Genomic DNA, 26,594 nt, shown 5'->3' with positions numbered 1-26,594 from the left:
AAGGAATCATGATGTCGGAAAAAATCGTGCCGACGGCATCGGCACAGGTTGAAAAAACGCAAAGCGCTCAGGCCTTTCTGCAGCTTATGCGTCGTTTGCACTTCACCATCGGCCTGTTTATCGGCCCCTTTATTTTTGTCGCAGCACTCACCGGCACGCTCTATGTGCTGACGCCGCAGCTTGAAAACGGGCTCTACGCGCAACAGCTCACCACCCATGCGCCCGGCCCGTCGGAACCCTTATCGCGTCAGATTGAAGCGGCGCTGGAGTATGTCGGTAGCGATGCGCAAATTGCCGCGGTGCGCCCCGCGCCAGGTACTACCGACACCACGCGCGTGATGTTTCGCTTCGCCGACAGCGCGCCGTCGGAAACGCGCGCCGTGTTTATCGATCCGAAAACGCTGGCGGTACGCGGCGATTTAACGGTCTATGGCACCAGCGGTATTTTGCCGCTACGCACCACGCTCGATTATCTTCATCGCAGCCTGCTGCTGGGCGATATTGGCCGCAATTACAGCGAGCTGGCCGCCAGCTGGCTGTGGGTGGCAGCGCTGGGCGGGCTGCTGCTGTGGGCGGTACAGCGCAGGCCGCGTCGCAGCGCCAATCGCGCCTCGCGCACGCAGCGCATGCTGAAAATGCGCACCTGGCATAGTCTGCTTGGGCTGGCATTGCTGGCTGGTCTGCTGTTTTTCTCCACCACCGGCCTCACCTGGTCGCGCTGGGCGGGCGATAACATCAATGCGTTGCGTACGCATTACGGCTGGCTGACGCCTGCGGTTAATACTCAGCTCGATGGCAGTATGCCGCCGATGATGATGGACGAACATGCCGAGCATCGCGGTCATATGATGCACCATGCGCCGGACGCGCCGCTCTCTCCCGCGCAGTTTGACGGCGTGCTGGCGGCGGCCCGCGCCAGCGGGATCGATGCGGCAAAGCTGGAGATTCGTCCTTCTTACCAGGCGGATAAAGCTTGGATCGTCGGTGAAATCGATCGCCGCTGGCCGACTCAGGTGGATAGCGTGGCGGTGGATCCGCATACGTACCGCGTGACGGATAAAGTGGAGTTTGCGCAGTTTGGTCTGCTGGCTAAGCTCACACGCTGGGGCGTGGATGCGCATATGGGCATTCTGTTTGGCGTGGCGAATCAGCTGGTGCTGGCTTTTTTCGGCCTGGCGCTCTGCGTGCTGATTGTGCTGGGCTATCGTCTTTGGTGGCTGCGTCGCCCCGCTCAGCCACGCCATCATCCGGCGGATACGCTGATTTGGGCCTGGCAACGCATGAGCCTGAGCCTGCGCTTCCTGCTGGCGGTGGTGCTGGTAGTGCTGGGCTTTAGCCTGCCGCTGATGGGCATCAGCCTGCTGCTGTTTTTACTGCTGGATATCTGGCGCTGGCAGAAGGCGCAGCGTGCGGTAGCGGATTAATATTGTGTCAGCCCGCACCAACGGGCTGGCCCGGTTTCTGTCCTGGCGTTCTGCCAGTCTGTTGAGTCATCCTGAGCTACGCTTCTGTAACAGGCTGGCCGAACGCCAGCCTGCTTTCACTATCCAGCCCGACGCTTTCCCTTAATTTGCCGTGCGATACGCGGCAGTAACCGCATCGTGCAGATTCAGACGCTGCCAGAAATTCTGTTCGCCTTCGCCGCCGGACAGCGGATAGCCGTCCGCCAGGGCGGTTTTCTGCATTAACGCCCGACGCTGCGCGGCGCTCAGCTGCGGCAGCACCGGCTCCAGCAACACTTCAGCGCCGTCGGGTACCTTTAAGGCTGTGCGGTGCGGCGTCGCCTGCGGCAGACCATAAGTCATGGTGAAACGATAAAAATCCTTCATGGCGGGATCGCGATAGCTGTCGTCCTGCGCCGGATTTTGTGCGCATGCCGATAAATCAGTGCCGCATTCACGTGCCAGCGCGGCTCGCAGTTCGGTTTTTGCCTCTTCGAACAGCTTGCGCCACGCTGGATCGTTCATAAAATGCGCGACGTTACGTTCGGCAACCATGCGCGATCCCATCACATCCAGCGGATAGTGAACGCCCAGTATTACCCGTGAATAGCCGTAGCGCGCGCCACGATCGACCAACGGCACAAAGCGTTCCGGCAGCATCTCCGCCAGCAGTAGCGCATCGGTATAGCCAGTATTGGTATGGCCGCTGGGGAAAGCGCCGCCGCTGGCACTGTAAGGTTTGTCATCTTTTACCACAACATGATCCGGCACCAGATGGATCGCGTTGCCGCTCTGCAAAAAGGGCCGCGGATAGTGGAAATAGGCTTTTGCGGCGGAAGTACTGATTTCCGTCGCCTTAATCAGCGCGGCCGCCTTTGCCAGTTCGCCTTTGTTATAGGCGGTCAGAAAAGCCTGACCCAGCTTCGGCCCCAGCGCATCGCTGAGAAAATAGAGATAGTTAATCCCTTCCGCATCGGCCAACGCCTGATGACGTTCACCAAGGGTAGCGTCACGGTTAATCTGCGTGACGACCGCGAGGCTGTCGGCTTTTACCGCAGCGGGCAGCGAATTAAAGGATTCCAGCAGCGCTATGCCCGCCTGCTGCTGCTGTTTAACGGCAAAATCGTAACCGCTGGATTTCAGCCAGGCATTATCAGCCAGCGGCGCGCCCTGCCTGGCCTTCTCCAGTATGTCGCGCGTCAGCGCTGGCTGTGAACCCTGAATAGCCTGACGTAAATCGTGCAGGCTTTTCTCTTCCAGCTGTACAAAAGCCGCGCTGTCGCTGGCGGGCGTGGTGGTATCGACAATAGCGGTAATGCGTTCGGCGCTGGCGGCGACTGCGGCGCCAGAGAACGGCACAGCGCTAAGTAAGGTGAGTTTAATGCGCATCATTTTTCCTGTAATAAGAGAACCTTGCCATCGCCAGCGTGGCTCGGCGCGATGACAGTCTGATGACAGGAAAAGTTTTGTAAAACTTATTAACGCAACGGTGACAGACGCCCCGCTTGTAACGACATTTAGCCAGCCGGAAATAGAGATATAGCGATTAAGTTGCGATTCTTGCATATTTGACACCTGCTTATTACAGGTGTCATTTCAGGCGTTCTTATGCCAGCTTCAGGTAATCGCCAAAAAAAACGGTTAGCGTCACACTGGAACCCATGCTCTTACCGCAAGCTAAAGCAGCAGGCATTCACCTTTCAGCCACGCTGAGCGAAACGCTCAACTATGAAATTTCCAGGCTGGATACGGAGAAGTGACCAGCGTCCTGTATCAACGCGGCGCTGGGCTTCCTGCTGGACAGCTTCTGAAGACGAAGCCGGAATCCACTGCACAAGCCGCGCATTGCGAGGCTGCTGAACAGCGGCCTTCTACCGGCGTCCCCGTACCGCCGTTGGCTTAGCGGAACACATCCACCGCCTCAACCAGCCGCCGCGCCTGGTTTTTCATACGTGCCGACGCTTGCGCGCCCTCTTCCACCAGCGAAGCGTTGTGATGGGTAATGCGATCCAGCTCTTCAACCGCCTTACCGACTTCGCTCAGCCCGGTACCCTGTTCGCGTGTGGCGATGCTGATTTGCTGCAGCAGCTCTGTAACGTTCTGCACCTTTTCCACAATATCCGTAATCGTTTGGCCCGCCTGATGAACCTGCCCGCTGCCGGACTCCACTTTCAGCACGCTGGCTTCAATCAGATGGCGGATTTCGCTGGCGGCGCTGGCGCTGCGTTTCGCCAGGTTGCGCACCTCGCCCGCCACTACCGCAAAGCCTTTGCCCTGCTCACCGGCGCGCGCCGCTTCAACCGCTGCGTTCAGCGCCAGAATATTGGTCTGGAAAGCGATGCTGTCAATCAGGCCGGTAATTGACGCGATTTGTTTTGAACTGGCGGCAATCTCATCCATAGTACCGACCACATGCTGCATCACCTCACCGCCGTGAACGGCAGTTTTACTGGCGGTAATGGCATAATTATTCGCCTGGCCGGTACTTTCCGCGTTGCTGTTAACCGTAGTGGTCATCTGATTCATGGTGGCGGCGGTTTGCTGCACGCTGGCCGCCGTCTGCTCGGTATGGCTGGCAATTTTTTCATTGCCCTGCGCCAGTTCATCGCTGGCCTGATGCACGCTCATCACCTGATCGCGCACATCATTGACCAACCAGCGGAACATCAGCCCAAGCTGGCCGACCGCCCGCAACGTCATGCCGATTTCATCTACGCGATCGAGATGATCGACTTTCTGAGATGCACCGGTTGCGACATCCAGCGCCTGCTTACAGACCTTTTCCAGCGGTCGGGAGATCTGCCACTCCAGCCAGCCGCAGTTCAGCAGCGCCATCAGCAGCGAAAGCCCGGCAAAAGCCGCCAGCGCGCCGCCCTGCACGCCGACCGCCAGCGCGCTTAATACTACGGTTAACCAGCAGGCACCGACGCCGCTGCGGATACGCCAGCGCAGCGGCACTGTTTTCAGTACCGAAAGCGGGCTTAGCCAGCCGCTACGCACCAGCAATCCCTGATGCAGCCGCCAGCCGCGCCGTTTTCCGTTACGCATCTGCTGATAAAGCGCTTCCGCCGCCGCCACTTCGCGCGCGTCCGGCTTAATGCGCACCGACATATGACCGGTAATTTCTCCGTTACGGATCACCGGCACCACATTCGCCCGCACCCAATAGTGATCGCCATTCTTGCGGCGATTTTTCACCAGCCCGGTCCAGGGCTGGCCCTTTTTCAGCGTGGCCCACATATCGGCGAAAGCCGCTTTAGGCATATCGGGATGACGCACCAGATTATGCGGCTGACCGTGGATCTCGCTGCGTTCGTAGCCGCTGACGTCAACAAAATCCTGATTAGCGTAGGTAATGTAACTTTGCGCATCGGTGGTGGTCATCAGCGTGGTGTCATCATCCAGCTGATAAGCCTGTTGCGTAACGAAGGGTTGGGTGGTCATATGACAAGCCTTGTCCTGAGTGTTGAAGGTCTGATTATTTTTTGCAGGGAATCCATCAGCACTCATCGGCAACAGGCGGACAAAACTTTAACAAAAGTACAGATTCAGCGCGGCGCCTCCACCTGAAAACGCTGACGCAGCCACTGGCTAAGTTCAGTGACCGCGCGCGGCACACGTGCGGCCCACGGACGCACAATCCAGATATGACTGGCGAAAGCGCCCTGAATGCGCCACTGCGGCAACAGCTGACGCAAACGCCCTTCCCCCAGCGCCTGACGCGCGCTGAAATCAGGCAACATCGCAATGCCTAAACCATCCAGCGCCGCATCGCGAATCGATTCGCTGTTATTGGTGGCGAAGGGGCCGCTGACGTTCACCACCGTTTCCTGCTGCGGCTGCGCCGGATCGCTGAAGCGCCAGCGCGGCGACTCGGTGCCGCGCGGATAGTAAAGACAGCTGTGCTGGCTGAGTTCGTTTGGATGTTGCGGCTCGCCGTGCTGCGCCAGCCAGCCGGGCGAGGCCACCAGCAGCGGTCGCGTTTCACATAACAGCTGCGCGACATGGGTTTCCGGCAGCGCATTGCTGTGGCGGATCGCCAGATCGAACCCTTCGCTGGCGAGCGAAACCAGCCGGTCGGTTACCTCAAGCTGAATACGCACCTGGGGATGCAACCGCAGAAAATCACCAATATGCGGCTGAAGCTGTTGGCGGGCGAAGGCGACCGGCGCGGTGATCCGCACCAGGCCGCGCAACGGCCCGCTGCTGTCGCGCACGGCGTAAAAGCTCTGTTCGATTTCGGCAAAAGGGGCGCGCAACTCGCTTACCAGTTTTTCCCCGGCCTCGGTTAAGCGCACGCTGCGCGTGGTGCGCTGCACCAGCGGTACGCCCGCCAGCGTCTCCAGCTCTTTAATCTTCTGGCTCATCGCTGCTTTGCTCACGTCGAGCCGCTCCGCCGCACGCGTGAAATTGCCCTGCTCCGCCAGCACCGTCAGCCAGTGCAGATGCAGCCAGAGCGCATCGGTTTTTATCTTCATGAGGATTGTTCAAAATAGTAAACAATGCGTTCAACTATAGCGCTTTTTCTTTGTTAACCAACAGGTCAGGATAGCGATCACCCCCCTGATGCTGGAGAAAAAGATGCCCTTACTGCAATTTGATCTGATTGAAGGCCGTTCGGAACGTGAACTGAAAACCCTGCTGGATGCGGCGCACCGCGCAGTATTGACCGCTTTTCGCGTGCCGGAACGCGACCGTTATCAGATTGTTCGAGAGAATAAAAGATACCAGATGGTGTTTGAAGATACCGGCCTCGGCCTGACGCGCAGCGATAATCTGGTGATGGTGCGCGTCTATACCAGCCCGCGCAGCAGCGAGCAGAAGCAGCATTTTATGGCTGAGCTGGCGCGCGAACTGGAGAGCAGCGCTGGCGTACGCGGCAGCGATCTGATGATCAGCTTTATCACCAATGAAAAAGGCGACTGGAGCTTCGCCAACGGCGTGGCGCAGTATCTGACCGGAGAGCTGTAACGGAAAACGGTTTCGCGCATATTCTCGATCCGGCTCACAGTTACGCATTTTAAGCCGCGCTTTCTTTGCCCTCTTCTCTTACGGCGAAAATAATTGCAGGAGCAAGCAGTTAACGCTGAGCCCGCCCATATCGCGGCGGGCAGAGGAGAAAAGCATGCGGAAACAGGAAGTGGTGGTAAAGCGTAGCCGGGAAGAGAAGCTTGCGGCGCTGCGTCAGCGTAATCGTGCGCCGGTGCTGATTGTCGGCGGCGGGATTAACGGGATCAGCACCTTTCGGGAACTGGCGCTGCAGGGCATTCCGGTGGTGCTGGTAGAGAAAGATGACTGGTGCCAGGCGGCGAGCGGCGCGCTATCGCGCATGATCCACGGCGGCCTGCGCTATCTGGAAACCGGCGAGTTCGATCTGGTCAGGGAGTCGGTGCAAGAGCGCGACCGGCTGTTGAAGAACGCGCCCCATTACGTTTCGCCGCTGCGCACCACGGTGCCCATCGATAGCTGGGGCGGCGGCCTGGTGAACGCCAGTAAACGCTTTTTACGCCTCGGCGAAAAGCCGACGCGGCGCGGCGCATTGTTGATCAAAACCGGCCTGTCGCTCTACGATTTCTATACGCGCCAGCAGGGCAAAATGCCGCGCCACCGTCTGAACAACACGGCCGAAACGCGTGCGCGCTGGCCCGGCTTTGCCGTCTGGGTGAAATACAGTGCCACCTATTATGATGCCTGGATTAAAGCACCGGAGCGGTTGGGCGTTGAGCTGGTGCTGGATACGGAAAACAGCAACCGTGACGCGCTGGCGCTGAATTATGTCAGCCTGGTGGAGAGCGACGGCGAACGGGTCACGCTGCGCGATAACCTGACCGACGCGCTTTTCACCCTTGAGCCGCACGTGATCGTCAACGCCACCGGCGCCTGGATCGATCGCCTCAATCAGCAGCCGCTGCCCGCCGATCCGCCGAAACTGATCGGCGGTACCAAAGGATCGCACCTGATCATTGACAGCCCGGCGCTGCTGGCGGAGCTGCGCGATGAGATGGTTTATTACGAAAACCAGGATGGCCGCGTCTGCATCATGTTCCCCTGGTACGGCAAAGTGCTGGTGGGCTCCACCGATATTCGCGTGGACGATCCAGAGAATATCGCCTGTAGCGCGGAAGAGCAGCGCTACATTCTGGAATCGCTGCACTTTATTTTCCCGCATATTAACGTTAGCGACGATGATGTGCTGTACACCTTTTCCGGCGTGCGTCCGCTGCCCGCCAGCGATACCGAAGTGAGCGGGCGCATTACGCGCAACCACTCGCTGGTTTACTTCCCACCCGATGCCACCCGCGACTTTTCCGTGCTGAACCTGGTCGGCGGCAAATGGACGACCTTCCGCCGCTTTGGCGAACAGGCAGCGGATCGCGTGCTGAAGCTGCTGGGCGAAAAACGGCTGCGCAGCACCGTGGATATGGCGATTGGCGGCGGGCGCAACTTCCCCTGTCAGGAGCGTCTGCCCGTCTGGATCCGGGAATTAAGCGAGAAATATCGGCTAACGGAAAGGCGTGTGGCGCTACTGGTGGATCGCTACGGCACGCGCGCCGAGCCACTGTTGCGCCTGATTAACGAAAGGGATGAGCAGCCGCTTCAGCATCATGCCGACTACAGCGATACCGAGCTGTGCTGGCTGATCCACGAAGAACAGGTGGTGATGCTGGAAGATCTGCTGCTGCGCCGCACCGCGCTGGGCATTTCCGGCCAGCTGACGCCGCCGCTGATGGCGGAGATCGCCCATCTGATGGCGCAGGAGATGCAGTGGAGCGATGCGCACCGCCAGCAGCAGCTGGAAATGACGCTGGCGCGCCTGGCGCGTCTGCACGGCGTTTCCGGGCTACGCCTGGCCTCCCATACTCAACCCGCAGGAGAAAAGCATGTCGGTCAGCGATAAAGTGCGCCTGAATCGCCTGTTTAAACAGGGAAAATGTCTGGATGTCGCTATCGATCACGGCATCGCCAACGAACCCGATTTCCTCGTCGGGCTGGAAGATATCCAAAGCGTTATGCGCAATTTAATTGCCGCCCAGCCTGATGCCATTCAGGTCAATTACGGCCAGGCCGATCTGTTACAGCAGGCGGCCGCGCCGAAACCGGCGCTGGTGCTGCGTACCGATGTCGGCAACGCCTATAACGCCGCGCGCCATCGGGAAATGTGGGCGGTGCTGCATAACCCGGAGGAGCCGATTCTGGCAGCGCTGCAAATGGATGCCGCAGCGGTAGTGGTCAACCTCTATCAAATCCCTGACGAGCCGGGCATCTTTCGCCAGTGCGTGGAAAATATCGGCCGCCTGCGTCACGCCTGCGATAAATACGCCATGCCGCTGATGATTGAACCGCTGGTCATGGCGGCGGCGGGCCAGGGGCCAGCCTACGGCTCGCTGGGCGATGTCCGGCAAATCGTGCCGCTGGTGCGGCTGGCGCGCGAACTGGGCGCGGATATTATCAAGGCCGATCCCACCGAAAACGTCGAAGATTTTCATCGCGTAGTGGAAGCGGCGCGCTGCCCGACGCTGGTGCGCGGCGGCGGTAAAGGCGAACTGCGCGGCGTGCTGGAAAAAAGCGTGGCGCTGATGGCCCAGGGCGCATCAGGCATGGTGTATGGCCGCAACGTTTATCAACACGATAACCCATCGCGCGTGGTAAAGGCGCTGATGGCGATTATTCATCAGGGCGTCAGCGGCGCGGAGGCGCTGGAAATTTACCACCAGGCCTGACGCCATACCGGCGCTTAAGCAGTGCGCCATCGGATCGCCAGACGGCAAGCGACCCTGACCGCCTGCCGTCCCTGAATGCGAGGTCATTGATGAGCCATTGCTTACTCGGCATCGATGCCGGCAATACCATGATTAAAGCGGTGCTGTTTGACTGCGACGGCCAGGTGCTGTCGGTGGCGAGCTGCGCCGGAGAAACCCGTCAGCCGCAGCCTGGCTATGCTGAACGGCCAATCACTGACGTCTGGCATGGCGTACAGCAGGCGGTGCGCGATTGTCTGCAACAGGCGGGCGATGCGGCGCGGCGGGTTATCGCCGTAGGTGCCGCCGGGCACGGTAACGGACTCTACGCGCTGGATAAAACGCAGCAGCCGCTGCTGGGCATCCAGTCGATCGATATGCGCGCCGCCGCGCTGGTCAGCGAGCTGGAACAGCGTGGTAATGCCGATCTTATCTGGCAGCGTTCACTGCAAAAACCCTGGCCTGCGGCCACGCCGGTGCTGCTGCGCTGGCTGAAACAGCACGACGCGGCGCGCTACGCCCGCATCGGCCATGTGCTGTGCGCCAAAGATGTGATTAATCACTTTCTCTGCGGATCAATCGCCGCCGATTACTCCGACGCCGCCGGTGCCGGACTGATCGACTATGCGCAGCGCCACTACAGCGCGGCGCTGATGGTGCTGTATGGCCTGGAAGATGCCCTGCCGCTGTTGCCGCCGCTGCATGAATCCTGTGCGGTCGTAGGCCAGGTTACACCGCAGGCCGCCAGTCTGACCGGGCTGCCGGTCGGCATTCCGGTCGTGGCAGGGATTTTTGACGTGGTTGCCAGCGCCGTGGGCTCCGGCGTTGTGAACTGCGGCGAAGCGTCTGTCGTAGCGGGTACCTGGAGCATCAATCAGGTGGTAGTAGATAAACCGGAATATCGGCGTCCGGTCTTTATGAATTCGATTATCGAGCGCGACCGCTTTATGGCAATTGAAGCCAGCGCCACGTCCGCCGCCAATCTTGACTGGTTTATCCGCGAATTTGACGACGGGCGCGGCGGCCAGGGCGCGGTACGCAGCAGCGATTTGGTGGCGCAGGTGCAGCCGGATATGCAGCTGCCGCTTTATCATCCCTATCTCTATTCCGGCCGCAAGGCGGGCCCGGCCAAAGCGGGCTTTTACGGGCTGGGCGGCTGGCACACCCGCGCCGATATGCTGTTTGCGCTGTTCGAAGGCGTGACTTTTGCCCACCACGCCCATATCGATCGCCTGCGCGCCGCTGGCATTCCTTTCACGCAGGCGACACTTTCCGGCGGCGCGGCGCGTAGTTCAGTCTGGCCGCAAATGTTTGCCGATGTGCTGGGCATTCCCATCCGCGTCGCCACCTGTGCGGAGACCGGCGCGCTGGGCGCGGCCATCTGCGCGGGCGTCGGCGTCGGACTGTGGCCGAACCTGGCGGCGGGCGTAGCCCAGGCGGTACAGCTTAATCCCGGCGTACTGCTGCCGAACGAAGCGCGCCACGCTTTCCACACCAGACGCTATCAGCTGTTTAAAAAGCTGGAGCTGGCGATGGACGATCTCTGGCACGATGTCGCGCCCAGCGCCTGAAGGTTGTTAACCTGTCGCGCGCTTATGGTCTGAATTTCTTCGCGCCACGCCGCAGTTTTGATATGCCGTATTGCAGGGATATGACAGTCAGGATAGATTGAAAAAATTCTGCTTCCCCCTGATAAAGAAAACGAGCCTGACGACGGCCTTATCGTCGTCGGCGTTCGCATGAGGAAATTCCGTTGTCTGAACTTTTTTCAGTCATTTTATTTGTTGCATCGATCGTTATTTATGCTTACAAAGCCGGGCGAAACACCTTTTGGTATCTTTCACTGCTGTTGGTTCTTGGTCTGTTTATCATCCTTAACGCCACGCTCTACGCCAGTAACTACTTTACCGGCGAAGGGATTAACGATGCGGTGATTTATACGCTGACCAACAGCCTGACCGGTGCCGGCGTCAGTAAATATGTGCTGCCCGGCATCGGCCTGGTGCTGGCGCTGTTTTTAGTCTTCTGCCTGCTCTCCTGGCTGCTGCGCCGACGCGGCGACCGGCCGCACCATTTCGGCTACAGCCTGCTGGCGCTGCTACTGGCGCTCGCTTCGATTAAAACCACGCCCGCGTTTCAGCAGGTGACCGATCTGCTCGTTTCGCAAACCGCCGCTGGCGATTCCGATTTTGCGCGCTGGTATCACGTTCCGCAGAAGCAGATTGCTAAACCGACGCTGAACCTGGTCTATATCTATGGCGAAAGTCTGGAGCGCACCTATTTTGACGAGCAGGCTTTTCCCGGTCTGGCGCCGGAGCTGAGCCGCCTGAAGCAGCAGCAGGCGCTTGATTTTGCCCAAACCGAGCAGCTGCCCGGTACCGAATATACCATCGCCGGAATGGTGGCTTCGCAGTGCGGCATTCCGCTGTTTGCACCTTTCGAAGGCAACGCGTCAGCCTCGCTCTCCAGCTTCTTTCCGCAGAATATCTGCCTCGGCGATATCCTGAAAAATTCCGGCTATCAGACATATTTTATGCAGGGCGCCGATCTGCGCTTTGCCGGCAAAGATACCTTCCTGAAGTCGCACGGCATCGATCATCTCTACGGCCTGCAGGAGCTGAAAGATCAGGTGACCGATCCCGCCTATCGCAACAACTGGGGTTTCTATGACGATACGGTGATGGATGAGGTCTGGCAGAAGTTTGAACAGCTTTCGCAGCAGCCGCAGCCGTTTGCCCTGTTCACGCTGACGGTAGATACCCATCATCCCGACGGCTTTATCTCCCGTAGCTGTACCCATAAAAGCTACAGCTACGAAGGCAAACCTAACCAGTCGTTCAGCGCCGTCGCCTGTAGCCAGGAGCATGTGGCGCAGCTGATTTCACGCATTCTGGCCTCGCCTTACGCCAAAAATACGCTGATCGTGGTCTCTTCCGATCATCTGGCGATGAACAATACCGCCTGGAAATACCTTAACGCCCGTCAGCGCGACAACCTGTTTATGATTATTCGCGGCGACAGCGCACAGCCGCAGCTGCTGACCATGAAGCGCAGCTCGCTGGACAACGGCGCGACAGTGCTGGATCTGCTGGGCGGCGATAAGGCGATAGGCCTGGGTCGTAGTTCGTTGTCGGATCGCTCGCTGTCGGAGCAGTTCGATATGAAGAAAAAGGTGCTGGAGTGGAAGCCGGACGTCATTCAGCTGTGGGGCTTTCCAAAGTCGATCGAACGCTTTAGCGTCGATAAGCAGAAAAACAGCATCAGCTTCTCCGGCGCGCATTTCAGCCTGCCGCTGCTGCTGAAAATAGGTAAAGATAAAGTCGAGCCGCTGCCGGAAGGCGAATATGCCGCGCCGCTGCGCTATCAGCTGGCCGATTTTGCGGCAGAAGATAAGTTTGTCTGGGTCGATCGCTGCTTTAAGATGGCGCGTTTATGGCAGCCGTCGCTGGCGATCTCCACCGACCTGTGCGTGGCGCAAGGGCAGCTGGGCGCCCAGCCGCAGGTTCAGCTGATCGATAAGGCGAACTGGGAAAGCGAGGTCAACATTACGCAACAGCCGCTGGATGAGCAGCGCTGGCAGCAAAATGTCGCCGCACTGAAAATCGCCGATCACGATATTCGCTACCAGGCCGACAGCTTTAAGTTTGACGTGCCGGGCGCGCCGCTGGCGGTGAAGCAGTTTAGCGGCATTTCGCGCCCGGAAGCCTGGGGCCGCTGGAGCAACGCCAATCTTGCGCCGGAAGTGACTATCGATTACGCCCAGCCGCTGCCGCCGCGTTTTGATCTGATAATCCGTGCGAAAGCTTTCGGCCCGAACGCTCAGCGCCCGATACCGGTGCGCGTAGGTTCGCAGCAGCAGATGCTGACGCTGGGTCATGAAGTCAGCAGCGTGACGCTGCATTTCACCAACCCTGAAGGCAGTCATCAGCTCACCATCGCGCCGCCGGAGCCGCAGTTGTCGAACGAAGGCAACATCATCGGCCAGGATCCGCGCAAGCTGGGCATTGGACTGGTCGAAATAAAGGTGGTGCCAGTGAAAGAATGATCGGGGCAACAGCAAAAGGGAGCGTATAAACGCTCCTTTTATTTATCGTTGAATGACCGGAGCCTGCGCACTTCAGCTATTAGCTGTTTAGCCTGTCTTAGCAAGCGATGCCAGCTTCAGCGCATCCTGATCTCAGTTAAGCCGTCGGGTTGACGGCAGCCCGGTCGATGCCCGACGAATATAGCGCGTTTCAAACACCGGCATCGGGCCGGGATCTTCGCCGCGGATCTGGGCGATAATACGTCGGGCCGCCTCACAGCCCATTTCATAAACCGGCTGAGCTATCACCGACAGCGGCGGCGAAACGATTTCTGTCCAGGGAAAATTATCATACATCACAAACGACAGATCCTGCGGGATACGCAGGCCACGCTGGAGAAACTCACGCAGCAGCGCCTGCGCGATCAGGCTATCTGAAGCGATAACGGCCGTCGGCGGCGTGGCAGCAAACAGTTCCGCCACAATACGTGCTACTGCTGCATCATCCAGCGCATTGGGCTTAATCAACGCCGGCACAAAGGGCACGCCCGCCGCACTAAAGGCGCGCTCCATACCGGCAATACGCTGGGCGACCGGCGTCAGCCCCATATCTTCTGAACGACGATAAGGTTGGGCGGCGTTCATGCTGGTGACGTAAGCGATACGGCGATGCCCAGCCTCCAGTAGCTCCTGCGTCGCCTGCTGCGCCGCACGGGTAAAATCGACGCCGATAACCTCCACATCCAGTTCGTAAACTGCCCGGTCAAACAGCGTCAGCGCCCGCCCTTCCGTCAGCACCTGCGTTAAGTGCGCATTGTCGCTGGCGGCGGAGCTGCTGGGCGCAACGATAATGCCGTCCACGCGCTTTTCCAGCATCACGCGCACCGCTTCGCGCTCAATATCGACCTTTTCATCGCTGTTGCTGAGAATAACGTGATAGCCCGCCTGGCGCGCTACATCAGAGATGCCGCGCAGCGCCAGCCCGAAATGCGGGTTTTCAATATCGCCGACGATTACGCCCAGCGTATTGGAGCGGCCAGTATTCATGCTGCGCGCCAGCTCGTTTGGCCGATAGCCCAGCCTTTCCGCTGCCGCCAGCACCCGCGTCATAACCTCGTCACTGACCGATCCGTAACCGCCCAGCGCCCTGGCCGCCTGCGCTTTAGAAACCTTCGCTTCGCGCGCCACATCGGCGGCGGTCGGTGCTTTCATTCGCCTGGTTTTACTTGTCATAATTAATTCGAATCACAGGTTGAAGGATCAATCATTGACGGCTCCGAAAGGCTGTGCTTAATATCACTGTAACTGATTTGAGACCGGTCTCACAAGTGAGATAGCGCCCTAATCAGCACCTGCATTGAGACCGGACTCATACTAATTAAACGCCCCCGGTTTCAATAGTCGTTGATGTTTAGACAACAAAAACGGACTGCTTATGAAATCGCACAACATCCTGTTCAGAATGGCCGTTGCGCTTATCGCCTCGGCTTCCATCGTCACGCTCTCTACCCATGCTGTCGCGGCAGATAACAATCCTTATGGCCTGATTGAACCTGGCCATATGCGCGTCGCCAGCCTAGGCGATGCGAAACCCTACACCTTTACCGATGCCGCAGGCAATTTTACCGGCTTTGATATTGAGTTCTTTACTGATGTCGCTCATCGCCTGGGCGTCAGGCAGGTCGATTTTATCGGCCAGGATTTCTCCGGCATTTTGCCTGCGGTGGCTAACGGTCAGTATGACGCGGGCGTCGCGGCAATCGGCATTACGCCGGAACGCGCCAAAACCGTCGATTTTTCTACCGGTTACCTGGCGGGCTATCTGACAGTGCTGACCCGCAGCGATACCAGCATCAAAGATGTCGCCGCGCTGGCAAAACGCCGCCTGGGCGTGGTGCAGGGCACGCTGCAGGAAAGCTATGCGGTGAAGCATTTCCCGCAGACCGATCTGGTGCGTTTCCCGGATAACAATGCTGCTATCTCCTCCCTGAATAACGGCACGCTGGATGCGGTTTTCCTCGATTTCGAGGCGGCCAAAAGCTACGCCGAACGCTTTAAGCTGATTCACGCGGCAGACATTCCCTCGTTCGATGCGCCCGCCGGCTTCGCCATCGCCAAACAGAATCCAGCGTTGAAAGCGGCGCTGGATAAAGCCATCAAAGACGCCATGCAGGACGGCACCTGGAAACGCCTCTATGAGAAGTGGTTCCCCGGTTCCCCGATGCCGAAACAGTACCTGCCCAACGCGCAGTAATACCCCAACGCAGAGAACAGCCCGATCCACCGGGCCGGGGAGCTGTTGTCCCGGCCCCTGAAAAAAGCGAGTGCTTACTATGAACCTGTTCGAGATTCTGTCGCGCACCTTCTTCGATTTCCCGTCAATGATGGCCGTTTTTCCTCAGCTGCTGGGAACCGGTTTAATTAACACATTAATTATCTCCCTCGCCGCTACGGTACTGGGCACCACCTTCGGCCTGATTCTGGCGCTGATGGCGATTTCACCGGCGCGCTGGCTGCGCCTGCCGGCTCGCATTTATACCGATCTGTTTCGCGGCCTGCCGTCAATTCTGACCATTCTGCTTATCGGTCAGGGTCTGGCGCGCTTCAGCTATCAGCTGTTTGGCCCGACGCCCTATCCGCTCGGTATCTTCGCCCTCAGCCTGATCGCCAGCGCTTACATGGGCGAAATTTTCCGCTCCGGCATTCAGAGCGTGGAAAAAGGCCAGCTGGAAGCGTGCCGCGCGCTTGGTATGAGCTATGCGCGCGCCATGACGCTGATTGTGATCCCGCAGGGTATCCGCCGGGTGCTGCCTGCGGTGGTTAACCAGTTTATTTCGATTATTAAGGACTCCTCGCTGGTCTATCTGCTGGGCCTGATGGTCGGCCAACGCGAGCTGTTCCGCGTCGGGCAGGATGCCGCCGTACTGACCGGCAACCTGTCGCCGTTAATGCTGGCAGGCATGTTCTATCTGGTGATCACCGTGCCGATGACGCATCTGGTTAACGTGATCGACGAACGCTATCGCAACGGTCGTCGCCGCGCCAGCGCGCCGCAGAGCGGCCTGAAAGAAGTTGATGAAGTGCAACAGCACAGCGCGTCCGCCAGCGGCCGCCCCGCCCCTCTTTCTGCCCATCGGGAGCAACAGTATGCTGAATAATGCGTTAGCCACAGAACAGCCACAGGACGCGGCGTTTCACGGTTCCAGTCTGGAACTACGCAATCTGTCGCTGGCCTACGGCGATATAGAAGTGCTGCGCAATGTCTCGCTGCACATTCCGGCAGGCACCACCACCTGTATTATCGGGCCGTCCGGCTCCGGGAAATCGACACTGCTGCGCGGCATTAACCGGCTGCATGAGCCGAAAGCGGGCGACGTGCTGCTGTCCGGCCGCTCGGTGCTGAAGGATAAGCCGGATGCGCTGCGGTTGCGCATCGGCATGGTGTTCCAGCATTTCAATCTGTTTCCCGATCACAGCGCGCTGCAAAACGTGGCGCTGGCACCGTGGAAAATCAAAAAACTGCCGAAGCAACAGGCACTGGAGATCGCCCGTCGGCGGCTGGATGAGGTGGGATTAACCCAGCGCGCCGATCATCGTCCGCGCGATCTCTCCGGTGGCCAGCAGCAGCGCGTCGCCATTGCCCGCGCGCTGGCGATGGACCCGGAAGTGATGCTGTTCGACGAAGCGACGTCGGCGCTCGATCCTGAACTGGTGAAAGGCGTGCTTAATCTGATGGCGGATCTCTGCCAGCGCGGCATGACCATGGTGGTGGTGACGCATGAGATGGGGTTTGCGCGCAAGGTCGCCGATCAGGTGGTGTTTATGGATGAGGGCGAAATTGTAGAAACCGGCACGCCGGAAGCAATTTTCGAGCGCCCGCAGTCGGCGCGCCTGCGCCGCTTTTTATCGGAGGTGCTGTGATGCCGTTAATGAAGGGGAAAATTCGTACCGCGGTGGTGGGATTCGGCGTTTCCGGGCAGATCTTTCATGCGCCGCTGATCGCCGCCGATCCGCACTTTGCGCTGACGGCGATTGTCACCGGCGATGCCGAACGCCAGGTGCTGGCCCGCCAGCGCTATCCGCAGGCGCGTCTGGTGGAAAGTTTGCCGCAGCTGCTGGCGCTGATCGACGCCGGAGAGATCGGACTGGATTTGCTGGTGCTGGGCACGCCGCCGCAGGGACATCGCGTCCAGGCGGAGGCGGCGATTGCGCGCGGGCTGCATCTGGTGATTGATAAACCTTTTGTTCCGCACAGCCGCGACGGCGAAGCGCTGATCGCCGCCGCGCGGCAGGCGGGCACGCTGCTGACGGTATTTCAAAACCGCCGCTGGGACGGCGATTTTCTGACGGTGAAAAAGCTGCTGCGTCAGGGCGCGCTGGGTGATATTCGCAGCTTTGAATCGCGTTTTGAATGGTGGCGGCCACAGGGCTTCGGCAACTGGCGCGATCGCGCCGCCATTGCCGACGGCGGCGGCCTGCTGCTCGATCTCGGCAGCCACCTTATCGATCAGGCGTTGCAGCTGTTCGGGCCGGTTGCCGACAGCTACGCCGAGCTGGCGCGCCATACGCAACCTGCGCTTTCCGCGGCGGATGAGGACAGCTTTGTTTCATTGCTGCACGTTAATGGCGTGCGCACGCGCCTGTGGATGAACGGCCTCGCCGCCCGTCAGGGCCCGCGTTTTCACTTGCTGGGTAGCCAGGCGGGCTTTACCAAATGGGGACTGGATAATCAGGAACCGTCGCTGGCCGCCGGTATGACGCCGCTCGATCTCGCCTTTGGCGTGGAAGAAGCCAGCCACTGGGGCACGCTGACGCAGGATACGCAAGATCGGGTGATTGAAACCGAGCGCGGCGATTATCCCGCCTTTTATCGCCTGCTGGCGAACGCGCTGCTGGAAGGCGGCCCGCTGCCGGTGGATGCCGCTGAGTCGCTGGCGTCCCTGCGTCTGATTGAAGATCTCCATACCCGTTACGCCGTCCGCAACGCCTGAGACGGACAACCACTATTTACCTGTACAAGGAACAAATTTATGTCACTGGAAAACAATGAAAAACGGGTTGCCGTTATCGGCGGCGGCGCGATTGGCGTCTCCAGCGCGGTACATCTGCTGCGCAAGGGCGCACAGGTGGTGCTGATTACCGAAGCCGCGCTCGGCTCTGGCGCATCGGGGCGTTCTCTCTCCTGGCTCAACTCCGCTGGCGAACGCGCCCTGGAATATCATGCGCTGCGTATGGCGGGAATCGATCGCTATCGCACACTGTTTGCGCAACATCCCGATCTGCCCTGGCTGCGCTTTGACGGCGGTCTCTACTGGGCGGCGGATGACGATCGCGGCACCCAGGCGCGCCACGCCTATGAAAGCGCGCACGGCTACGATTCCGCGCTGATCGGGCCGAATAATGTCGCCGAATTTACACCGAATATTGCGCCGCAGGCGATGGCGGACAGCGCCATTTTTAACGCCGGTGAAGGCTGGGTTAGCCTGCCACACCTGATCGGCTGGCTTATGGAGGAGTTCCATCAGCTTGGCGGCAAATTGATTGAACATGCGGGCAAGGCAACGGTAAAAACCGACGGCAGCGGGCGCGCCTGCGGCGTTGTCACCGCGCGTGCCGGCGAGCTGGCGGCGGACGCGGTGCTGGTCGCCTGCGGGCCGCAAACGCCGGACGTGGTGGCACCGCTGGGCGTCACCATTCCCAACGGCTCGCCGGTTTCGATGCTGGTCACCACCGATCCCATCGATACTCCTATTGAAGCGGTTATGAATACGCCGCGCGCTGCCGTACGTCCGAATCCAGGCGGTACGCTGGCGGTGGATCATGACTGGTATGAGGAACATATTTCCCGCAGCGCGGAGGGAGAATATCGCATCCCGGAACCGGTGGTGCAGGAGCTATTGGATGAAGCCAGTAAACTGATTGCCGGGCGGCCTGCGCTGCGCGCCAGCGGCTGGAAGATTGGCCTGAAGCCGATTCCGGGCGACGGCAATCCGGTTTTCGGCGGACTTAAAAAAGTGCCGGGTTGCTTTGTGGCCTTCACCCATTCCGGCGCAACGCTGGCGCTGATCGCCGGTGAACTGCTGGCGGACGAAATCATCAGCGGCGAGCCGCATCCCATGTTCGCCACCTTCCGCGCCGAACGTTTTAATCAGGCGTAACATAAGCGCGGGCCGCCTGAAAGAGAGGCGGCCCGCGCTTTTTTACAGCCTGAGCAGCATGCGCTGCGGCACAGTCGCTGACGATCAATGGAAGAAGATATCGCCCGACCTGGCTTTGATAATTTTGCCGTCCGCATTTGAAATCAGCACGTAGTTACCACCCATATAGGTCCAGTGGCTGCCTGCATCCGGCGCGGGCAGATGGCGTTTCTGCCATTCAGTAATTTCATAGGCTTTGGCGCGATACTTTTCCGGCACCTGAGAGCCGATGGTGTAACGCTGCGCATCGCTGAAGAACTCGGTCACCTCGTAAGGTTCTTTCGGCTGCGGTGCGGCGTCCGGCGCGGCGGCGGTTGGCGCCGGTTGATCCTGCGCGCTTTGCGGGCGGGTTTGCGTCGGATCCTGCGGCACCGCTGCTTCTGGCGTGCCCTGCGTTTGTACCTGATTCGGATCCTGCTGAGCAGGCGTTTGCGGCACGCCCTGCGCCGGGTTCTGCTGGGTTTGCGGCGCGCTATCAGCCGGAGCCGCCTGCTCCCCTTCCGCACGGGCGACAGAAGTGAATGCCAGCGCGCTGATTAGCGCACCTGAAAATAGAATCTTCGTGGTATTACGCATAGTGTCTCCTGATTTCCCTGCCTTGCTGTCGCAGGCGCTTATTATTAGTGAAAACAAATTAACCCTGGTTGCGCCAACAGTCGCCACTTTTATTGTGAACTTTGTTGTCATCCACATTCCGCTGGCGATTATTTAGCCAAAAAGCCGACATATACCGGCGTTCATTCACAAATGGGATGCTGCCGGGCGGGTAGTCATTGCTGCCGTCATATGCGAAGATGCCGTTTTTATAAGCAAAAGGAACTGCAAAAATGACCCAATCACTCTCTCGTTGCCTGTTCACTGAAGGCAGTATTGAACTGCCCGCCGGTTTTTTCGATCACACGGTCAATGTTTTAAGATCGACCGATCCTGCTGCGCCCGCCTATACCATCGGACGCGATCGGCTTCTGCAGGGCGTTACGCTGAGCGATTACATCAACAGCCACCTGGCGATTATGGAGAAACATCTGCCTGGCTGGCAGACGCCGGAGCGCGGCAGTATCTCGCTGGGTGCGGGATTAATTGCCGGAGAGCGTATCGTCTCCTCTTATCAGCGTGACGGCCAACGCATTTGCCAGCAGCAGGCGATATTTGAACTGAAGCCGTCTCATATTCTGGTTTTTACCCAGACGAAACACAGTGAAATAACCGAGGCGGACAAAACGCAATTCAGCGCGCTGATTGCCAGCTTTAATTTTCACGCGGCATAACTTTTAAAACGCATTATTAAACAGCGGTCCAGGCAATAAACAATGCCACCTGGCACGGAAAATAAACAGCGGCGTAAAACAGTAAATAACACTCCCTGTCAGCGACAGAATAATGGCGGCGTAATGGGTGAACATTTTCGCCGCGTATTATTTACAGAAAATCATGATATTTATTTCTGCGGGCGAGATTAGCGCCCGCTTTTTATTACGTCTTACGTGAATAGCGTATTATGCCTTCCATGAACAACAGGCAATATAATTCATATAATGACGCTGAGCGCGGAAATAACGAAACATACTCAAAAAGCGCTGACGATTTTCACGATTTTTTAATCCGTTAAAGGCGATTTTTAGCGTGCGCAGTAACCCTTCATCTTTAATCATGCCGCGCGGCGACATCAGCGACATATCGCCGTTGTGGGTTTGCACCTGGCTAAACCCCACCTCATAAAACATCGCCTGCCAGTTCTCTTTGCTCATCGGACTGACGTTCGATTTCACCACCTGTTGCAGCTGTGAATCCGCGCTCGCCGCCAGCTCGCCGCGCGTCAGCATAATATCGTGCGTTAATAAGCAGCCGCCGGGCTTCAGCACGCGATAATATTCGTGCGCCAGCCGCTGCTTCGCCTTATCGGCGTACATGGTAAGCATCGCTTCATTAATCACTACATCAAAGCTGTTATCAGGGAAAGGAAGATGGTTAGCATTTGCTTCGCTAAGCTGGATACGGTCGGATAAACCGGCGGCAGCGACATTTTCCCGCGCCTTGCTCAGCGCCTGTTTATCCATATCAACGGCGTGAACCCGACAGCCGAAACGGGAAACCATTTCAATGGCCGTGGTGCCCATATTGCAGGCGATTTCCAGTACCTGGCTCTGTTCATTCAGCCCGGCCTGCGCAAACAGCCATTCGGTTGCTTCCGTACCGCCGGGGCGCAGTCGGGTTTTCCCCAGGCTGGCCAGAAAAGTATGTCCCGCTTTATTACTGTCAGACATGGTCACCTCACGCTGCAAAAAAGATGCATTTATTATGCACCTTTCATTGCGTGAAGTTAAGCAAAGCGCCGTCCTCTCCCGTGGGAGAGAGGACAGCGGGCATTAATAATCAAACTGCCGGTAGTAGCGGCGAATATTCAAATCGTGGCCGGTATATTTTTCGAAGTGCGCCGCCAGCCGATCCACCATCAGCGTGGAGGCAACGCACGGCGCCATAATCCAGCGGAAAGCGTCGTCGATGCCGTTCAGTCGGTAGTCGCGCGGATCGATCACCACCACATGATCGCTGATCTTACGGGCGAACGCTTCCACGCGGTCGTCCAGCGCCCGGCATTTCCCTTCGCCTTTCACCAGGAACAACGGCACCTCTTTTTCCAGCAGCTCCAGCGTACCGTGGAAAAACTCCGCCGAACTGACTGACTTGGTGCGCTTCCACTGCATCTCTTCGAGAATACACATTGAGAACAGGTAAACTTCGCCCCACATCTCCGCGCCGCCGATCCACATCATATAATCGCTGCTGTGATACTGGCGGGCAATCTCATCGGCGCGATCGTTGAAGTCGCGCTTGGCCTGCAGCAGGTTTTCCGGCAACAGCTCCAGCTGATTCGCGAAACGCTCATACGCATCAAATTCGCCGTTCAGCGCCACCAGCCGGAAGAACAGCCAGTAAAGCAGCATATATTCATATTCGACGCCGTTTTTGTGGCGCATCGGAATATGCCAGCTGGCGTTGCTGGCCAGCGGCGAATCCGCATTTTTGGTAATGGCGACCACGCGAATCCCCTGCGCTTTACACCATTCGGCAATGGCTACCGATTCTTTGGTATCGCCCGATTTCGAGAGCGTAATGACCACCGAATCTTTATTTAATTTTTTATTTCCTTTATTAATTAATTCTGCCGCCTGTTCGGTATAAACCGGTAATGCGGTACATTCTTTCGCAAATTCATTTATTGCCATCATCGGCGCCAGCGAGCCGCCTACCGAGGCGAAAAATAGATTGCTGTAACCTGCCTGATGGATATTTTCCGCTACCTGTTCTGCGATTTTGCGCGCAGCGATGATCTCACGCGCACTGGTCAGGTACTCGTCCTGGTTAAAACCCAACATATTTTTTCTCCTGAGCGATTAAATTTTGCTTTTTAATACTTGGTCGAAATCGTCGAATATGCGCACGCTTAAATTAATGCCTTTGAGCGCGGCGACCCGATAAGCCATGATTTGCACCGGCACGATTAACAGCAGCGGCGCCAGTAAATGATCCAGCGGAAAATTCAGTCCCAGCTGGTTGTCACTGCTTTCGCCCTGCGCGCTCAGCGTAAAAGCAGCTTTAACGTGCGGACGCATATAGTCGCGCAGTGCGGCAAGACGTGGATGCGGCGCATCTTCAATAAACAGCAGCAGATGCTCGCCGTTCGCCTCCAGATAAGGCCCGTGCATATAGGCTTCCAGCTCGAAGCCGCTCGACGGGCGGCGCACCGTCTCGGTAAATTTGGTTTCAAACTCCTTCGCCACGCCCGCCAGCGCGCCGTAGCCAATGGCGACGTAGCGCGGCGCGGCGGCCAGCACCGCCTGGTGACGCGTAATAAACGCATCGGTGCGGCGTATCACTTCCGGTAATTGCTCCGTTAACTGGCGCAGCGACTGCAGCATACTGTCGCGCGTCGCCGCATCCAGCGTGCCCTGCGCCTCGCCGATGGTCAGCGCCACCAGCAGCAGGTTCAGCACCGTGGCGCTAAAGCCCAGCGTGACGAAGCCGACCGGCTCAATGCCGCAGTTAATATCCAGCACCGCGTCCGCCTCGCGTGCCAGCGGGCTGCTGGCATCGGAGGTCATGCAACAGACCTTTTTGCCTGCCGCCTGCGCTTTGAGCTGCGCCGCCAGTGTGGAGTGGCTTTTGCCGCTCTGCGACAGGGCGATGATCCAGTCGGTTGCCTCGTCAACGCGTTCGTAATGGGTAAAGGGATAAGGCTCTTTAATCTCAATCTGCACCTGCGCCCACTGACTAAAGGCGAAGGCAGCACACTGGGCGGCGTTCATCGACGAGCCGGTCGCCAGAATCAGCAGCCGTCGCACCGGCCCCTGCGCCAGCCGTTCACGCAGCGGCGCCAGCGTGTGCGGATACTCATCCAGAATGCGCGCCAGCGCCTCCGGTTCGCGTTCGATACAGTTCATCATCGTGACTGACATCGCGTTCTCCTCAGAACAGACCAATCCATGAACCCAGGATGCCGACCACCGCCATCCCGCCAATAATCGCCAGCGGCTGTACCTTTTTACCCAGCAGCCAGTAGACAATGCCGAAGCTCAGCAGCGGCAGCAGGCAGGGCATGATGTCGTTGATAATGTCCTGAACCTGCGTTTTCGCCTCGCCCGCGCCGAAGGTAATGGGAATGGTGATGTCGATCATTGAGGCGGTCATCGCGCCCACCACCATCAGGCCGATTATCGAGGCGCCGTAGGTAACGCTCTCCATCATGCCGCTTTTCTGGATGCGCTGAAGCACGCCGGTACCCAGCACGTATCCCCAGCGGGTAAAGAGCCAGCGCACCAGAATGTGCGGCACGTTAAAAATCAGCACGAACAGGATCGGCCCAAGAATGTTGCCCTTCAGTGCCAGGCTGGTGCCGATACCGGTGGCGATCAGCCGCAGCGTTCCCCAGAAAAAGGAGTCGCCCAGACCCGCCAGCGGCCCCATCAGCGACGCCTTCACGTTATCGATGGAGGCGCTGTCCATGCCGCCGCCGCTGCGGTTTTTCTCCTCCATGGCGGCGGTAATGCCGAGGATCAGCGTGACGATATGCGGCGTGGTATTAAAGAACACCAGATGTCGCTTCAGGGCGCTGACCAGGTCCTCATGGCGCGTGTAGAGCTTTTTCAGCACCGGCATCATGGCGTAGACAAAGGCCAGGTTCATTTGCCGCTCATAGTTCCAGGAAAACTCCATCTGGAAAGAGCGCCAGAAGACACGGCGCAGATCGCGCGGCGTAATCTGTGGCGTCGCCTGCGGCTCGCTATCAGAAATCTTCGTCATCATTCACTCCCTGCGCCGCGGAGGCGCGCTGGACGGGCTGTTGCGTCATATTGACCATCACCACGGCGACAATCGCGCCAAGAATGGCAATGCCGGTAACCGGTACCTTGAGATAGGCCATCAGCACAAAGCCGAGGAAAAAGTAAGGCGCGACCTTCTTGTTAATCAGCAGCCGCGCCAGCATCGCGAAGCCGAGCGCCGGGATCATGCCGGTCGCCACGCTCAGGCCGTGTTTAATAAATTCCGGGATGGCGTCGAGCAGGCTTTTTACCGCGCCGCTGCCCACCAGGAAGGAGACGGTGACAATAGTCGCCAGCATCAGCGACAGGCCAAACCCGGCCAACAGGTGCATCCGTTCAATGCCGCCGGTATTGCCCTGCTCCGCGTACACATCCGCCTTATGGCTGAGCGTGGGAATAAACAGCCCCAGATAAACATTCTTTAACACCAGCGTCAGCGTGGCGATCGGCAGGCCGAGCAGCAGCGCCGTTTCGGTTCCCGCGCCGGAGGTGATAGCGAAGGCGACGCCGAGAATACCGCCGGTCACCACATCGGGCGGAATCGAGGCGCCGACCGAGAAGGAGCCGATAAAGGCCAGCTCCAGCGTCGCGCCCATAATCACGCCGGTTTGCACATCGCCCAGCACCAGGCCGGTCAACAGGCCGGTGACAATCGGCCTGGAGAGCAGCGAGGTGCCCAACGCATATTCAGACTGGGCGATAAACGCCACCAGCCCCAGCAACAATGCTTCAGTCATTATCGCTCCCCGCGCTACAGCGCTTCACTGAACAGCTGTTTACGATCGCCCGGCACCTGGCGGATTTCGATCTCTTTGCCTGCCTGCACCAGCTCCTCCAGCTGGGCGATCTCATCCGGCAGCACGTTAATCGCCTTCGAGATATTGCGGCTGCCCTCTTTGGCCTTAATCCCGCCGAGATTGATGCTGGTGATCTCCGGTACCGCCGTAGCCAGCCGCCAGGCGTCGGCCACCGATTCCACCACGATAAACAGCTTGTACTTGTCGGTGACGCCGCTTTTGATTGCCTCGATGGCGTCGTTGATGTTTTTAATCACCAGCTTGACCGCCGGAGGCTTGGCAAGCTTGATGGTGGTTTTGCGTAATTCATCGTCAGGGACGCTGTCATTGGCGATCAGAATGCAGTCCGCGCCAATGTACTGGGTCCAGGAAAAGGCCACCTGGCCGTGCAGCAGTCGATGATCGACACGTAAGAGCTTTATCATTGTTATCCTCCTCGCTCAGAAATCTTTGTCCGCGCAGCTGGCGCTGCTGATGGTCTGATTGCAGTACTGCATTCCCTCGCGGGCGTTGGTCAGCGCCTCGTTGATCAGCTGAATCACCGGCTCGTCGGGCGGCGCGATCAGCATTTCAATCACCAGCGGCAGGTTTAACCCGGCCAGCAGATGAAAATCGGGCCGGTGCAGATAGCGAACAAACTCGTTGTTCACGCTGCCGGCGAAAATATCGGTAATGACAATCAGCTCATCCTGCGGCGTAAACGACGCCATCAGGCTGTCCACCTGTTGGGTCAAATCCTCGTTTTCTTCTACGTAGGCGCACAGCGCGTGCAGATGCGGCTGCGCGCCCAGAATTAATTCGACGGACTGACGGATCCCGGCGGCAAACGAGCCGTGGCTGGCAAAAATGTAGTGACGTTTCATCCTGACCTCATCAAGCGGTTCCACACCGTGATAAGAGCAACCGGCGTGCCAGAAATAGTGGCGCGCCGGCTGAGAAACGGGCTGGCGGCTGCCCTCTTTGGCCTTAATCCCGCCGAGATTGATGCTGGTGATCTCCGGTACCGCCGTAGCCAGCCGCCAGGCGTCGGCCACCGATTCCACCACGATAACCAGCTTGTACTTGTCGGTGACG

24 protein-coding genes and 2 pseudogenes are annotated in these 26,594 nt (G+C 58.5%); 13 read left to right on the top strand and 13 right to left on the bottom strand.

The window, feature by feature from the left end; genetic code table 11:
• Positions 1-11: 11 nt before the first annotated feature.
• Complete coding sequence (locus tag P3C52_RS16160) at positions 12-1,424, top strand: PepSY-associated TM helix domain-containing protein (protein ID WP_275555978.1); 1,413 nt, start codon at positions 12-14, stop codon at positions 1,422-1,424.
• A 141-nt stretch (positions 1,425-1,565) separates the two neighbouring features.
• Here P3C52_RS16160 and P3C52_RS16155 read toward each other — a convergent pair whose 3' ends face one another.
• Positions 1,566-2,831 (bottom strand): phosphatase PAP2 family protein, encoded by a 1,266-nt coding sequence (locus P3C52_RS16155; protein WP_275555977.1) that lies wholly within the window; start codon positions 2,829-2,831, stop codon positions 1,566-1,568.
• A 272-nt stretch (positions 2,832-3,103) separates the two neighbouring features.
• Here P3C52_RS16155 and P3C52_RS16150 point away from each other — a divergent pair.
• A pseudogene (locus P3C52_RS16150) lies at positions 3,104-3,181 on the top strand (hypothetical protein); the annotation flags it as partial.
• A 160-nt stretch (positions 3,182-3,341) separates the two neighbouring features.
• Here the strand turns inward: P3C52_RS16150 and P3C52_RS16145 are convergent.
• Together P3C52_RS16145 and P3C52_RS16140 are read right to left on the bottom strand one after the other, a co-directional pair.
• Positions 3,342-4,886: a PAS domain-containing methyl-accepting chemotaxis protein gene (locus tag P3C52_RS16145; protein ID WP_275555975.1), complete on the bottom strand. Its 1,545-nt coding sequence runs from the start codon at positions 4,884-4,886 to the stop codon at positions 3,342-3,344.
• A 104-nt stretch (positions 4,887-4,990) separates the two neighbouring features.
• Complete coding sequence (locus tag P3C52_RS16140) at positions 4,991-5,920, bottom strand: LysR family transcriptional regulator (protein ID WP_275555974.1); 930 nt, start codon at positions 5,918-5,920, stop codon at positions 4,991-4,993.
• A 103-nt stretch (positions 5,921-6,023) separates the two neighbouring features.
• Here P3C52_RS16140 and P3C52_RS16135 point away from each other — a divergent pair, with 103 nt between their 5' ends.
• The 5 genes from P3C52_RS16135 to opgB all read left to right on the top strand — a co-directional run bounded on the left by P3C52_RS16135 (position 6,024) and on the right by opgB (position 13,226).
• Positions 6,024-6,413 (top strand): tautomerase family protein, encoded by a 390-nt coding sequence (locus P3C52_RS16135; protein ID WP_275555973.1) that lies wholly within the window; start codon positions 6,024-6,026, stop codon positions 6,411-6,413.
• 154 nt (positions 6,414-6,567) lie between these two features.
• A complete protein-coding gene (locus P3C52_RS16130) occupies positions 6,568-8,340 on the top strand; it encodes a glycerol-3-phosphate dehydrogenase/oxidase (RefSeq protein ID WP_275555972.1) in 1,773 nt (590 codons plus the stop codon).
• A complete protein-coding gene (locus P3C52_RS16125) occupies positions 8,324-9,163 on the top strand; it encodes an aldolase (RefSeq protein ID WP_275555971.1) in 840 nt (279 codons plus the stop codon). Before P3C52_RS16130 ends, P3C52_RS16125 begins: the two co-directional genes overlap by 17 nt.
• An 89-nt stretch (positions 9,164-9,252) precedes the next feature.
• Positions 9,253-10,752, top strand: a complete 1,500-nt coding sequence (locus P3C52_RS16120) for an FGGY-family carbohydrate kinase (protein WP_275555970.1) — start codon at positions 9,253-9,255, stop codon at positions 10,750-10,752.
• Between the two features lie 182 nt (positions 10,753-10,934).
• Positions 10,935-13,226: a phosphatidylglycerol--membrane-oligosaccharide glycerophosphotransferase gene (opgB, locus tag P3C52_RS16115; RefSeq protein WP_275555969.1), complete on the top strand. Its 2,292-nt coding sequence runs from the start codon at positions 10,935-10,937 to the stop codon at positions 13,224-13,226.
• A gap of 132 nt (positions 13,227-13,358) precedes the next feature.
• Here the strand turns inward: opgB and P3C52_RS16110 are convergent, their stop codons facing one another.
• Entirely contained in the window at positions 13,359-14,438 is a 1,080-nt protein-coding gene (locus P3C52_RS16110) for a LacI family DNA-binding transcriptional regulator (RefSeq protein WP_275555968.1), read from the bottom strand.
• A gap of 202 nt (positions 14,439-14,640) precedes the next feature.
• Between P3C52_RS16110 and P3C52_RS16105 the strand changes: the two genes are divergently transcribed.
• The 5 genes from P3C52_RS16105 (at position 14,641) to P3C52_RS16085 (ending at position 19,363) form a co-directional block, all read left to right on the top strand.
• Positions 14,641-15,459 carry an ABC transporter substrate-binding protein gene (locus P3C52_RS16105; protein WP_275555967.1) on the top strand — a complete coding sequence of 273 codons (819 nt, stop codon included), beginning with the start codon at positions 14,641-14,643 and terminating at the stop codon, positions 15,457-15,459.
• A 79-nt stretch (positions 15,460-15,538) separates the two neighbouring features.
• Positions 15,539-16,363, top strand: a complete 825-nt coding sequence (locus tag P3C52_RS16100; RefSeq protein ID WP_275555966.1) for an amino acid ABC transporter permease — start codon at positions 15,539-15,541, stop codon at positions 16,361-16,363.
• Positions 16,353-17,126, top strand: coding sequence for an amino acid ABC transporter ATP-binding protein (locus P3C52_RS16095; protein ID WP_275555965.1), 774 nt, complete (start codon positions 16,353-16,355; stop codon positions 17,124-17,126). Before P3C52_RS16100 ends, P3C52_RS16095 begins: the two co-directional genes overlap by 11 nt.
• A complete protein-coding gene (locus P3C52_RS16090) occupies positions 17,126-18,196 on the top strand; it encodes a Gfo/Idh/MocA family oxidoreductase (RefSeq protein WP_275555964.1) in 1,071 nt (356 codons plus the stop codon). Before P3C52_RS16095 ends, P3C52_RS16090 begins: the two co-directional genes overlap by 1 nt.
• A 39-nt stretch (positions 18,197-18,235) precedes the next feature.
• A complete protein-coding gene (locus tag P3C52_RS16085) occupies positions 18,236-19,363 on the top strand; it encodes an FAD-binding oxidoreductase (protein WP_275555963.1) in 1,128 nt (375 codons plus the stop codon).
• A gap of 84 nt (positions 19,364-19,447) precedes the next feature.
• On the opposite strand, the gene P3C52_RS16080 is transcribed toward P3C52_RS16085, so the two are convergent.
• Positions 19,448-19,978, bottom strand: a complete 531-nt coding sequence (locus P3C52_RS16080; protein ID WP_275555962.1) for an RcnB family protein — start codon at positions 19,976-19,978, stop codon at positions 19,448-19,450.
• A gap of 251 nt (positions 19,979-20,229) precedes the next feature.
• Between P3C52_RS16080 and P3C52_RS16075 the strand changes: the two genes are divergently transcribed.
• Positions 20,230-20,670 (top strand): DcrB-related protein, encoded by a 441-nt coding sequence (locus tag P3C52_RS16075; protein WP_275555961.1) that lies wholly within the window; start codon positions 20,230-20,232, stop codon positions 20,668-20,670.
• A 228-nt stretch (positions 20,671-20,898) separates the two neighbouring features.
• Here the strand turns inward: P3C52_RS16075 and P3C52_RS16070 are convergent, their stop codons facing one another.
• The 8 genes and pseudogenes from P3C52_RS16070 to P3C52_RS16035 all read right to left on the bottom strand — a co-directional run.
• Positions 20,899-21,666, bottom strand: a complete 768-nt coding sequence (locus tag P3C52_RS16070; RefSeq protein ID WP_275555960.1) for a class I SAM-dependent methyltransferase — start codon at positions 21,664-21,666, stop codon at positions 20,899-20,901.
• Positions 21,667-21,768: 102 nt separating this feature from the next.
• Positions 21,769-22,779 carry an SIS domain-containing protein gene (locus tag P3C52_RS16065; RefSeq protein WP_275555959.1) on the bottom strand — a complete coding sequence of 337 codons (1,011 nt, stop codon included), beginning with the start codon at positions 22,777-22,779 and terminating at the stop codon, positions 21,769-21,771.
• Between the two features lie 18 nt (positions 22,780-22,797).
• Positions 22,798-23,859, bottom strand: a complete 1,062-nt coding sequence (locus tag P3C52_RS16060) for an SIS domain-containing protein (RefSeq protein WP_275555958.1) — start codon at positions 23,857-23,859, stop codon at positions 22,798-22,800.
• Between the two features lie 10 nt (positions 23,860-23,869).
• Entirely contained in the window at positions 23,870-24,703 is an 834-nt protein-coding gene (locus P3C52_RS16055) for a PTS system mannose/fructose/sorbose family transporter subunit IID (protein WP_343252029.1), read from the bottom strand.
• Complete coding sequence (locus P3C52_RS16050; protein ID WP_275555956.1) at positions 24,687-25,460, bottom strand: PTS mannose/fructose/sorbose/N-acetylgalactosamine transporter subunit IIC; 774 nt, start codon at positions 25,458-25,460, stop codon at positions 24,687-24,689. Before P3C52_RS16050 ends, P3C52_RS16055 begins: the two co-directional genes overlap by 17 nt.
• 14 nt (positions 25,461-25,474) lie before the next feature.
• Entirely contained in the window at positions 25,475-25,945 is a 471-nt protein-coding gene (locus P3C52_RS16045; RefSeq protein WP_275555955.1) for a PTS sugar transporter subunit IIB, read from the bottom strand.
• A 15-nt stretch (positions 25,946-25,960) separates the two neighbouring features.
• Positions 25,961-26,383: a PTS sugar transporter subunit IIA gene (locus P3C52_RS16040; RefSeq protein WP_275556008.1), complete on the bottom strand. Its 423-nt coding sequence runs from the start codon at positions 26,381-26,383 to the stop codon at positions 25,961-25,963.
• An 84-nt stretch (positions 26,384-26,467) separates the two neighbouring features.
• Positions 26,468-26,594: pseudogene (locus tag P3C52_RS16035) on the bottom strand (PTS mannose/fructose/sorbose transporter subunit IIB); the annotation flags it as partial.

Source organism: Mixta sp. Marseille-Q2659, assembly GCF_940807255.1.
Taxonomy (GTDB): Bacteria; Pseudomonadota; Gammaproteobacteria; order Enterobacterales; family Enterobacteriaceae; genus Mixta.
The sequence above is the reverse complement of the archived record's forward strand: the minus strand, read 5'-3'. Positions and strand labels throughout refer to the sequence as shown.

Coding starts and splice junctions, on each gene's coding strand:
- P3C52_RS16065 (WP_275555959.1), bottom strand. CDS start 22,779: ATGTTGGGTTTTAACCAGGACGAGTACCTGACCAGTGCGCGTGAGATC.
- P3C52_RS16105 (WP_275555967.1), top strand. CDS start 14,641: ATGAAATCGCACAACATCCTGTTCAGAATGGCCGTTGCGCTTATCGCC.
- P3C52_RS16135 (WP_275555973.1), top strand. CDS start 6,024: ATGCCCTTACTGCAATTTGATCTGATTGAAGGCCGTTCGGAACGTGAA.
- P3C52_RS16060 (WP_275555958.1), bottom strand. CDS start 23,859: ATGTCAGTCACGATGATGAACTGTATCGAACGCGAACCGGAGGCGCTG.
- P3C52_RS16045 (WP_275555955.1), bottom strand. CDS start 25,945: ATGATAAAGCTCTTACGTGTCGATCATCGACTGCTGCACGGCCAGGTG.
- P3C52_RS16125 (WP_275555971.1), top strand. CDS start 8,324: ATGTCGGTCAGCGATAAAGTGCGCCTGAATCGCCTGTTTAAACAGGGA.
- P3C52_RS16090 (WP_275555964.1), top strand. CDS start 17,126: ATGCCGTTAATGAAGGGGAAAATTCGTACCGCGGTGGTGGGATTCGGC.
- P3C52_RS16120 (WP_275555970.1), top strand. CDS start 9,253: ATGAGCCATTGCTTACTCGGCATCGATGCCGGCAATACCATGATTAAA.
- P3C52_RS16040 (WP_275556008.1), bottom strand. CDS start 26,383: ATGAAACGTCACTACATTTTTGCCAGCCACGGCTCGTTTGCCGCCGGG.
- P3C52_RS16140 (WP_275555974.1), bottom strand. CDS start 5,920: ATGAAGATAAAAACCGATGCGCTCTGGCTGCATCTGCACTGGCTGACG.
- P3C52_RS16080 (WP_275555962.1), bottom strand. CDS start 19,978: ATGCGTAATACCACGAAGATTCTATTTTCAGGTGCGCTAATCAGCGCG.
- P3C52_RS16100 (WP_275555966.1), top strand. CDS start 15,539: ATGAACCTGTTCGAGATTCTGTCGCGCACCTTCTTCGATTTCCCGTCA.
- P3C52_RS16050 (WP_275555956.1), bottom strand. CDS start 25,460: ATGACTGAAGCATTGTTGCTGGGGCTGGTGGCGTTTATCGCCCAGTCT.
- P3C52_RS16085 (WP_275555963.1), top strand. CDS start 18,236: ATGTCACTGGAAAACAATGAAAAACGGGTTGCCGTTATCGGCGGCGGC.
- P3C52_RS16055 (WP_343252029.1), bottom strand. CDS start 24,703: ATGACGAAGATTTCTGATAGCGAGCCGCAGGCGACGCCACAGATTACG.
- P3C52_RS16110 (WP_275555968.1), bottom strand. CDS start 14,438: ATGACAAGTAAAACCAGGCGAATGAAAGCACCGACCGCCGCCGATGTG.
- P3C52_RS16160 (WP_275555978.1), top strand. CDS start 12: ATGTCGGAAAAAATCGTGCCGACGGCATCGGCACAGGTTGAAAAAACG.
- P3C52_RS16155 (WP_275555977.1), bottom strand. CDS start 2,831: ATGCGCATTAAACTCACCTTACTTAGCGCTGTGCCGTTCTCTGGCGCC.
- P3C52_RS16095 (WP_275555965.1), top strand. CDS start 16,353: ATGCTGAATAATGCGTTAGCCACAGAACAGCCACAGGACGCGGCGTTT.
- P3C52_RS16070 (WP_275555960.1), bottom strand. CDS start 21,666: ATGTCTGACAGTAATAAAGCGGGACATACTTTTCTGGCCAGCCTGGGG.
- P3C52_RS16145 (WP_275555975.1), bottom strand. CDS start 4,886: ATGACCACCCAACCCTTCGTTACGCAACAGGCTTATCAGCTGGATGAT.
- P3C52_RS16075 (WP_275555961.1), top strand. CDS start 20,230: ATGACCCAATCACTCTCTCGTTGCCTGTTCACTGAAGGCAGTATTGAA.
- P3C52_RS16130 (WP_275555972.1), top strand. CDS start 6,568: ATGCGGAAACAGGAAGTGGTGGTAAAGCGTAGCCGGGAAGAGAAGCTT.